At 41.6% G+C, this 10,177-nt stretch carries 6 protein-coding genes; all 6 read right to left on the reverse strand.

What is annotated here, in order from left to right:
• Positions 1-99 precede the first annotated feature (99 nt).
• A complete protein-coding gene (locus tag QZ379_RS10645; RefSeq protein WP_291564297.1) occupies positions 100-4,971 on the reverse strand; it encodes a RecQ family ATP-dependent DNA helicase in 4,872 nt (1,623 codons plus the stop codon).
• 31 nt (positions 4,972-5,002) lie between these two features.
• On the reverse strand, positions 5,003-6,337 hold the full coding sequence (locus QZ379_RS10650) for an ATP-binding protein (protein ID WP_291564299.1): 1,335 nt from the start codon (positions 6,335-6,337) through the stop codon (positions 5,003-5,005).
• Positions 6,338-6,639: 302 nt separating this feature from the next.
• Entirely contained in the window at positions 6,640-7,404 is a 765-nt protein-coding gene (gene yaaA / locus QZ379_RS10655) for a peroxide stress protein YaaA (RefSeq protein ID WP_291564302.1), read from the reverse strand.
• Positions 7,405-7,436: 32 nt separating this feature from the next.
• Positions 7,437-7,907 (reverse strand): C-GCAxxG-C-C family protein, encoded by a 471-nt coding sequence (locus QZ379_RS10660; protein ID WP_291564305.1) that lies wholly within the window; start codon positions 7,905-7,907, stop codon positions 7,437-7,439.
• Positions 7,908-7,911: 4 nt separating this feature from the next.
• The gene (locus tag QZ379_RS10665) at positions 7,912-8,871 is read right to left on the reverse strand and encodes a D-2-hydroxyacid dehydrogenase (protein WP_291564307.1); all 960 of its coding nucleotides are present in this window, start codon (positions 8,869-8,871) and stop codon (positions 7,912-7,914) included.
• A gap of 33 nt (positions 8,872-8,904) precedes the next feature.
• Positions 8,905-10,177: replication-associated recombination protein A (locus tag QZ379_RS10670; protein ID WP_291564310.1), on the reverse strand; the 1,273-nt coding region annotated here is incomplete at its 5' end.

The raw sequence follows: 10,177 nt of genomic DNA on the forward strand, positions 1-10,177 counted from the left end.
ATGCAATATTTACAAATTAAAACTAGCAAGCTGAACTTGCGAAACTTAAATTAAGATTATCTCCAAAGACTATCAAAAAGAATCACCCATATTAATATTTCACAATGAAAGCACCAAATCAGCCAACAATACCGCAGATTCCTGTTCTTCTTTTGGAGCATCCTTTGGTTTCCATGCCACTATAAAACGTACCGTTGCAGACTTTACGTCATATCCTCTTTCCTTCCATTCCATTAACGTATATTGCATTTTTTGTGATAATCTACCTACAGGCTTGTTATTAACGGTTTCATAAAGAGTAAAATCTCTGTAAATCAACGGATCTCCTGACTTCAAGGATAAAACCTCGCGCTTTATACCTTTAAAATAACTCAGAAAGACATCTTTATGTGACAACTGTAGGACTATTTCTTCAGGCATGGAATATTGTTTATCATCAACAGAATATTTGTCAGCACCAAGACGACTGAATAAATCACAGTTAGTGTGTATGTACAATCTGTTTTTGGCACGTGTGATGCCTACATAATAACGGCGCATAAGATTGTCATCTTTGGTATATCCGCCAGATATCAGCATATAGACATCATCAAACTCACGTCCCTTTGATTTATGGATAGTAGATACCACTACCTCCGCACCTGACAGGTCACAGAAATCTTCCAACGAAGATTCCATAACAAACTCCTTAAAGTCATTGAAATATTTGTTTTTATTAGTCTGTTCAAACAATTCTGTACAACGCTTCACGTATGACAGACTTTGGCTTCCATTATATGTGGCAAATGCAGCCTGTTTGGCCTCCTGCCACAAATCATCAGATATCAAAGGACTACTTACACGTTTGGATATATATTTCATCAGATACCTCACTTCGGCCATATTGCAAAAAGCGAAACCATCCATCGACTGTATCAACTTGGCACTTATGCCATATCTTCTTAATAAAGCAGTAATAATTACCGCCTCCTCATTAGTCTGAGTGAGTACGCACGATGTACCTCCTTTCTTGTTTTGCAGCAGTTTCTCAACCAACGGCTGGTACATATAATCCGAGACATGACGTGTTACCTCCACCCAACCATTTTCTTCTCTTTTTGAGATGATTGGTGTAGTTTTCATTCTGTTTGAAATATATCTCACGAAACTGTTGGCAAAGCGAACGGGATGTGCAGCACTTCGGTAGTTCTCTGTCATTTCTATAAATCTGCTTCCCGGCTGTTGGGACATACGGAACATATATCCCGAATCCGAGCCACGGAACTCATAGATATTCTGGTCGTCATCACCAACCGCTATCACACGCATATCCTCATTGTTTGACATAAGAGCTTTTACAAGTGTAAATTCTTCCGCTCCCATATCCTGTGCCTCATCTATTACAAGAACGGTCTTCCCTATCCTGTTTGGTTCTACATCACCATTGTTTATCATTTCCGCGGCTTTGGCAACAACATCCTTTACTTCATCAAGATTGCCTATCCTGCCGAGTAAATCAAAACAATAGGAATGGAATGTCTTTATCTCAACGAAATGTGCGGCACCACCTATCAGTTCCATCAGCCGTTGCTTGAACTCTGTAGCTGCAGCACGTGAGAATGTAAGCATTAGAAGTTGCTCATGTTTTACATCTTCCATCAGAAGCAGTGAAGCAAGTTTGTGTACAAGTACGCGCGTTTTACCGCTTCCGGGACCTGCTGCAACTACAATACAACGTGATTCCTTATCGGATATAATCTCCATCTGACGCTTTGAGAGTGCGCCAAACAGATGCTTATATTTTCCCGGAGTGATATTTCTTTGTATCTCACTCACCCTTTCCCCCTTGAAGTATTTGGTCACGAACTTTCTGTAATCCATCTGGAAATAGTCCTGCACATACTGTAATGCGGCATTATAATCTTTTACCATAAGATTGGCATACTCGCCCACTATATGTACCTGCTGAATTTTCTGCTTATAGAATTCATTAAGCATACGATAATCGTCAATCTTATATCTCGACTTATTATCTTTTATCCTTCTGATATCCATAGCATTATACAATACGAGGAAACCTCCTTCCAGTTTTAAAGCACCTATCTTAGACAGATAAAGAAGAGCTTCCTCCACATCTTCCAACTGCAGATTTTCAAGTCCTCCGAACAACGATTGCGGACTGGACTTTATCATATTGTACAATTCCACTACAGAAAATTGAACAGCCTTACTCTGTTTATCCTCTCTTTCTGCCTCTGCCGCTAACTTATATAGCCATTCTACGGCAAAGCGTCCCACTTCAAGCCTTTTCTCAAAACGCTTTAACGTAAATTCCATATCAGCCAGACGACGGATTTCCATATTATGTGCCGGATCTTCTTTCTTGCGTGTATAACCCTTTACAGTGAGAAAATATAGCAATGTACGGATATCTTTCTCTTTAGATGTAGCTATACCTTCTTTTACGGCATTGTCGTTCAGCTGTTTGCACGATATATGCAATGATTCATCAGGTATATGATTGAGAATGTACTGCTCAAGTTTTGCGAATTTCTCAAGAATAAGACGTGACTTGCGTTCCGAATCACCGGCATCAAGCAAATAAGCCGATATATCTCTACTGTCAGCCAATATACCTTCCTGACGCATTCTCTCGACAACAGATACCACCTCCCATTTGTTCAGTCCAAGAATATCTGCAAGATAATCGACACGTGACTCAGCCTCAGAATCCTGTGCCTTTGCTATGTTTTTCTGCGAAATAAGAGATTTTATAATCCTCACGGCATTCTCTATCTCATCACTTCCGAAAAGTAGAGAAGCAGACAGACGACCACGTGCCTCGTCCATATTTTTTACCGTAATGCCGGTGGCATATACATGAGGAACGTTGTTTCCACGTTCAAGATATCCGCTTTGTTCCAATGCTGCCAAAGCCGTCCTCACACGTGTTTCTATGTCAGAAACGGAATCATCCCATCCTGCCTGCCTTGCAATCTCCAAAGCCGAACAGCACACTCGCATACGCTGTTTTGTAAGATCTTTTACTGCTTTCCACACTTGCTGTATCTCGCTGATACTCAACTTTGTCTGGTTAAGTAATATGAAATGTTTGTCCAAGTCATTGTCACTGTACAGAACGTAACACTTAGCATCAAGTTGCGGGTCGCGCCCTGCCCTACCGGCTTCCTGTACATAGTTTTCCAAGGAGTCAGATATGTCATAATGTATCACAAGTCCAACATCTTTCTTGTCAACACCCATACCGAATGCGGATGTGGCCACAATTATACGCACCTGGTCGTTCATGAAAGCATCCTGGTTGGCTATCTTCTCGTCCGAATCCATCTTTCCATTGAATGGCAAAGCCTTAAAACCGTCACGTGACAGTCTGACTGCAAGGTCTTTCGTTCGCTTGGTACGTGACACATAGACAATAGTAGGACAATCCGTATCAGAAACAAGATGCCTTAGTTTAAGATATTTATCTTCATCTGTTTCTGCATATATCACCGAATACCGCAAATTGGTTCTCGATGCAGAAGAGGCAAAAAGTTCCAAATCAAGGTCCAACGTCTGCTTGAAATAATCGCAAATATCCTGTACAACTTTCTGTTTGGCCGTAGCGGTAAAACATGAAACAGGAATAGGATTCTTGCACTTCTTCTTTTTCTGATATTCCTTTATAAACTTTCCTATATAAAGATAATCTACTCTGAAATCCTGTCCCCAGGATGAAAAACAATGTGCCTCGTCTATTACAAATCTTACTACATGACGGGCCAGGAGAATCTTTTCAATAGTTTTCGAGCGAAGCATTTCAGGCGCGATATACAATAGCGAAGCCTCACCGTTCTGCACACTCTGAATGGACGATGCCCTCGTGATTGGATCAAGCAAACCATTTATAGTAACAGCATCGGTTATACCTCGGTCGGACAGATTGTCTACCTGATCCTTCATCAATGACTGTAACGGAGAAATCACTACCGTCAGACCATGGACGATACGCCCTTCCATAAGTGCCGGCAACTGGAATGTAAGTGATTTTCCTCCGCCGGTAGGGAATATTGCCAAAAGAGATTTACCGTCCACAGCCGCCCTTGCAGCTTTCTCCTGAAGTGGCTCACCGTCGTAGGTTCTAAACTGATCATAACCGAAAAATGCTTTCAGATTCTGTACCACATCGAGCTGAGAATTACAATAATCACAACCTTCAATGCATCTTTTATTTCGCAATTCTTTAACTATGTATTCCACCTCCGGGAAATTACGGAGCACCCATCCGGGCGTAATGGAACGATAATCTGTGGTATCTATAAGAGCCAGTGCATATGCCAATTCGCATGGGTAACGATGAATGAACGTTTCAATATCAGCATGCTGACATATCTTCTTTGCATAAAGACGATTTATCACTTCGAACAAGACGTCTTCGCCCAAATACTCCGCACCAACCATACTGAGGAAGCCTTCAAACTCCTCTTTTCCTCTCAAGAGTGATGCAAACATTTTTTGCTTTTCATCCTGAAGCGATTTCCAGCGCGATATCTCATCAAATAGCAAATCCTTGGCTTTTTCGCAATCGTTTACGGGATTGTTCAACTGGTCGTTAATCAGTTTGTCATCTTTTATAAGTCTATGATACGGACGTTCAGGAAACAATAATGGAGAAACGTAGAGGGTATCAGCCAAAAGCCAACGGCAAGGTTCATCTTTGAACAGATATTTCGCATCGTGACGAATTATATTATGTCCACACAGATAATCCACATCGGAAAGAAACTGCAACAATTCCTGTTTCGCAGCCTTATGGAAAACCGCATCATCATATCTGAGAGCACCAATATCATGTATGACGCGATCTTTCACACCGACCTCCAAGTCTATGAAAGCATAACGCAATGAATCATACGACACATTTTTTTCGCCGACAATACCTTTTGCATTGCCGGTATCTTTAATTCCCATTAGACGGCTCCAGATTGACATATATTCAGATATCAAAAGAATAACACTTATACTACATATCTTTCATCGAAAGATTCCCAAAAGACAAAGAATACTTTTTCAGTTCCTTATGTTTCATCATAAGGTGGTCTATCTTTTCCTTGAGTACATTCTCCTTGTATCTCTCAGGATTCCTCTTCACTTCATATATCTCAACATTCTTATTATCCGCCGTTATCGCTATTATATCAATCTCACACTGGTTCTCCTTATTTTTCGGATTCCACCAGTTTCCGATAGAACGGTAATTCATGCTCTCAATCATCTTTTGTCTGAAATACCTTTCCAATATGTCACCGGTGTAGGTAGTATAATCATCCGATATTATTTTCCGCAATAAATTCCAGTTACCAATTTCCACTATTGATCTGTCCTTGTGAATATATTTAAACCAGAAGCGGAGGAAATTATCAGCAATTTCATAACGGATATTCTTACTGCCCTCCGACGAACCGAAAGGCCTGATTTTTGAAATCAACGAATAATCTTCCATCAGACGTTTTAGAAAACCTCCTGCACTTATATTACCAAGTGCGGCCTCTATACCAGCCTGAGTATTTATGCCTGTAGATATACATCCAAGTATAGAAAAATATGTTCCGTAATCCTTGCCGAATTCCTCAATAAGTATATTTTTCCCCTCGCTGACAAACAATGAATTATCACGAATCATGTATGAAATCATCGCATCCTTGTCGGCCACTCCATCGTCCATGAAAAGCTCCACATATTTTGGAACACCTCCGGTATATGTATAAAGAGCCAGTAAATCTTCGCTGGAATAATCCGGCTTGAAATCCTTTAGTATCTCTTTTATCGTGTCAATCTTGAACGGGTTCAGCTTCAGAAGTGCATCACGTCTTCCAAACAAAGGTTCTTTCTTATCCTCAAATATTCTGTTCATCATCCTATAAGCCGAACCACACACCACGAAATTTACAAACGTTTCGTGTCTATATCTGTCCCATACATCTTGTATATGGCTGAATATGGCCGAATTCACATAATAGAACTCTTGAAATTCATCTATTACGAGATTGAAATGCTGTGTCTTCCCTGCCTGCATCAATATTGTAAACAAATTTCTGAAAGAACTTATCTCATCAGGAATAAAAATATCCAAGACTCGCTTTATCTCGTCAGTAAAACGTTTTACTAAAACCGATTCATTATCTCTCGAAACAAACAAATATACAGTTGTGGAATCTTCAAGTGCACGACAAATAAGACTGGTCTTACCGATTCGTCTTCGTCCGGTAACAACAGTCATCCTAGAATGATTATTGGCTGAAAGATTTTGTATCCTTCTTAGTTCGGCTATTTCTTCTGTTCTATCATAAAACTTCATACAAAATGGATATTTAGCAATACAAGTTTCATAAGTTCATATCTTCAGCGTAATGCAGTGAACGCTTTGTGGACATCTGATGAAAGCCCACTGAACGGAATATGAATAAAGATTATATCGTTCAATGAGCATTCAGTAGCTGTTCAATACACGTTCAATAAAACATCGTTTTCTATACGATAATTCATTACTGAAACAATCATAAGCAATATAGTAACGGCGGTTACTGTAACCTGCATTACAAAAATATGGAAAATATTTGTTTTTTCAAAGATTTATATACGGTAAAAGAATATAAAACCCTACCCCATCGTAAACACCCAATGGTCACCGGAACTTTCATTCTCATTGTAACAAAATCCTTCCCATTCGAATGACTTTATCTGTTCCGGATTTTCTATACGGTTCTTAAGGATAAAACGTGTCATTTCGCCACGACACATCTTGGCATATATAACTACTGTGGAAAGTTTGCCATTCTTATATACTTGGAAATCGGGAGTTATGACTCTGACTTCACGGCAGACACGTTTCCAGTCGAAAAGTTCTTTCATTTCATTACTGGCAAGGTTTATCAGAACACCGCCCTGCTTCTTTATCTCCGCTATGAAAAAGTCCGTAAGTACAGGTTTCCAGTAATCAAACATACTTATGTTTCCTCTTTCCGGTAGCTTTACGTCACCTTCGAGACGGTAATTTTTTATTACATCAAGCGGACGCAGAAGTCCGTAAAGGAAAGATGTTATGAAAAGATGCTCTTGCGCATATCTGAAATCGTCATCAGAGAAATCCTTTACTGCAAGGCGCTTGAACACCATTCCTGTGTACGACAAAATAGCAGGCAGACCTTCATTATCGTCCGAGAAGAAATTGTGATATCTGAAGTAATTATCGGCTGCAAGCTTGGAATTTATTTTCAGCAAACGCCCTAACTCCTCACTGCTGAATTGCGATATATCCATTACGTTTTGCTTTGCTTCGTTCAGAAAAAATGGCTGAGTAGTAAATGGAACTTTCTGTTTGCTGTGTGCCGTCATTGTCTTGGCACAGGATATGTATATCATCATACACGAATACAGTTACTGTTTAACGATAAAAATTACTGACACTCTTTCACTCCATATATATAGTCAGCCCAAATACGGGCAGCTGTTTCAACCATCTTCGCGCATGGACGTTTGGCATAATATGCACTGGTACGAGCCTCTGGAGTAGAAACTACAGGTTCTTTCTTTGACAGTCCCAAAAGGTCGGCACAACGCAATGCTCCGTTCTCTTCCTTGAACTTTGCAGCCAGTTCCTGAACCAATGCATATGTTGCAGCTTTACCATCACGGTCTGCACCATCAACAGCTCCTTTCTCCAGACCTGCCAACATGAACAATCCGCAAGCTGCACCACAAGTTTCACGCATACGGCCAATACCGCCGCCAAAAGCTGATGCCATCTTAAGTGCCTGTTCAATAGTAAATCCGTACATATCGGCAAATGCAGCCACAACCGACTGCGAACAGTTATATCCTTCCTTGAAAAGCGATACAGCCTTTTCTATTCTTTCTTCTTTTGTCATACCCTTACACCGCTACGTTGTTAATAATTTTTCCTTCGATAAAGCTTTTCAGATTCATTACAGTCTGATTCATCAGTCTTGTGCGTGCCTCGTACGTTGCCCATGCGATGTGTGGAGTAATGAAACAATTGTCCAGGCCCAAGAGTGGATTATTCTCCATAGGCGGTTCGTTCACCATGACATCAAGACCGGCCGCTTTGATACGATGCGCCTTAAGAGCCTCGGCCAAATCGTTCTCGTTTACCAATCCGCCACGTCCTGTGTTTATGAGTATGGCAGATTTTTTCATCAATGACAGATAATGCGCGTTTACTATCTCTGCAGTCTTATCATTCAGCGGACAATGAAGACTTACTATGTCCGAATTACTGAATACCTCTTCCACTGAAGCGGCCTTTGTCATACCTTCCGGCAAAGCCGACTGCGACTTACTGGTATATACTAAAACTTCCATACCGAAAGCGCGTGCTATACGTGCAGTAGCAGAACCGGTGTTTCCGAAACCTATGATACCTATCTTCTTACCATAAAGCTCCATCAGCGGACTGTTGGTATATGAGAAATCAGCCTGTCTGCTCCACACTCCGGCATGAGCTTCTCCGGCATAGCGGCCAACGCTGTGAGTTATATTAAGTATATGTGCAAACACCATCTGAGCCACAGACTCTGTACTGTAGGCAGGTATATTTGTCACTACTATTCCAAGTTCTTTTGCCACGGCTATATCTACTACGTTATACCCTGTTGCAAGCACTCCAACATATTTCAGTTTAGGCATATTCCGCAAAGCAGCAGCATTCAGTACAGTCTTATTCGTCAATACAGCTTCAGCATCGGCTGCACGCTCCAACAGTTGTTCAGGCGACGTCCTGTCGTATACTTTCAGAGTACCCAATTTTTCCAATTCATTCCACGATAAATCTCCGGGATTCATGGTGAATCCATCCAACACTACTATATTCATATCACTTATAGTATAATAAAAAATTATTACATATTATTCTTTAAACCGATTACCCCACAGCTGTATCATCCTATCGCTGAGCTTGGATTCCGACGGATTGTTCTGCGGATGCCATATTCTGGTGTCCTTCAGTTCGTCGGGCATGAACTGCTGCTCAACGAAATTTCCCTTGTAGGCATGGGCATACTTGTAATCCTTTCCATAGCCAAGCTGCTTCATAAGTTTGGTAGGTGCATTTCTGAGATGCAATGGCACCGGAAGGTTTCCGGTCTGACGGACAAGCTCAATGGCTGAGTTAATACCTTCGTATGCAGAATTGCTCTTCGGACTCGTGGCAAGATAGACCGTAGCTTCGGCAAGAGGGATTCTTCCTTCGGGCCAGCCTATCTTCATCACTGCATCGAAAGCGGCATTTGCCAGAAGCAGAGCATTGGGATTTGCCAGGCCGATGTCCTCGGAAGCAGAAATCACAAGTCGTCTGGCTATAAACGCAGGGTCCTCACCTCCTTCCACCATACGTGCAAGCCAATAGAGGGCACCGTCCGGATCACTTCCACGTATAGACTTGATGAATGCAGATATTATGTCGTAATGCATCTCGCCTTCCTTGTCGTAAGCCAAAGGATTCTGCTGCAGACGTTCCACAACTTTCTCGTCAGTTATCTCTACAGGAGTATCACCGTCCGCCTCGACTACAAGCTCAAGGATATTAAGCAGTTTTCGCGCATCACCTCCTGAGTATCTAAGCATGGCATCCGTTTCCTTAAACACCACGTGCCTCTCTTTCAGAATACTGTCACGCTCTACGGCCTTATGAAGCAGCTCCAGCAAATCCTCCTTTTCCAGTGATTTCAGCACATACAGCTGACACCGCGAAAGTAGCGGACGTATTACCTCGAAAGAGGGATTTTCAGTAGTAGCACCAATCAGCGTAACCACTCCCTTCTCTACCGCACCGAGCAATGAATCCTGCTGCGACTTGCTGAAACGATGGATTTCGTCTATGAAAAGTATAGGACTCTGCCGGGAGAAAAAACGGTTAGAACTCGCCTTTTCTATAACATCGCGAACATCCTTCACCCCGGAAGTTACGGCGCTCAGTGTATAAAACGGAACTTCCAGCCTGTTGGCAATAATCTGCGCCAATGTTGTTTTCCCTACTCCCGGAGGACCCCATAATATAAAGGAGGATATGCGTCCGGAGTCTATCATCTTACGGAGGACAGCTCCCTGACCTACCAGATGTTTCTGTCCAATATAATCATCCAAAGTCCTTGGGCGCAAACGTTCTGCTAATGGTTGAGAC

The organism is Bacteroides sp., from assembly GCF_019417265.1.
In the GTDB taxonomy this organism is placed as follows: domain Bacteria; phylum Bacteroidota; class Bacteroidia; order Bacteroidales; family Bacteroidaceae; genus Phocaeicola.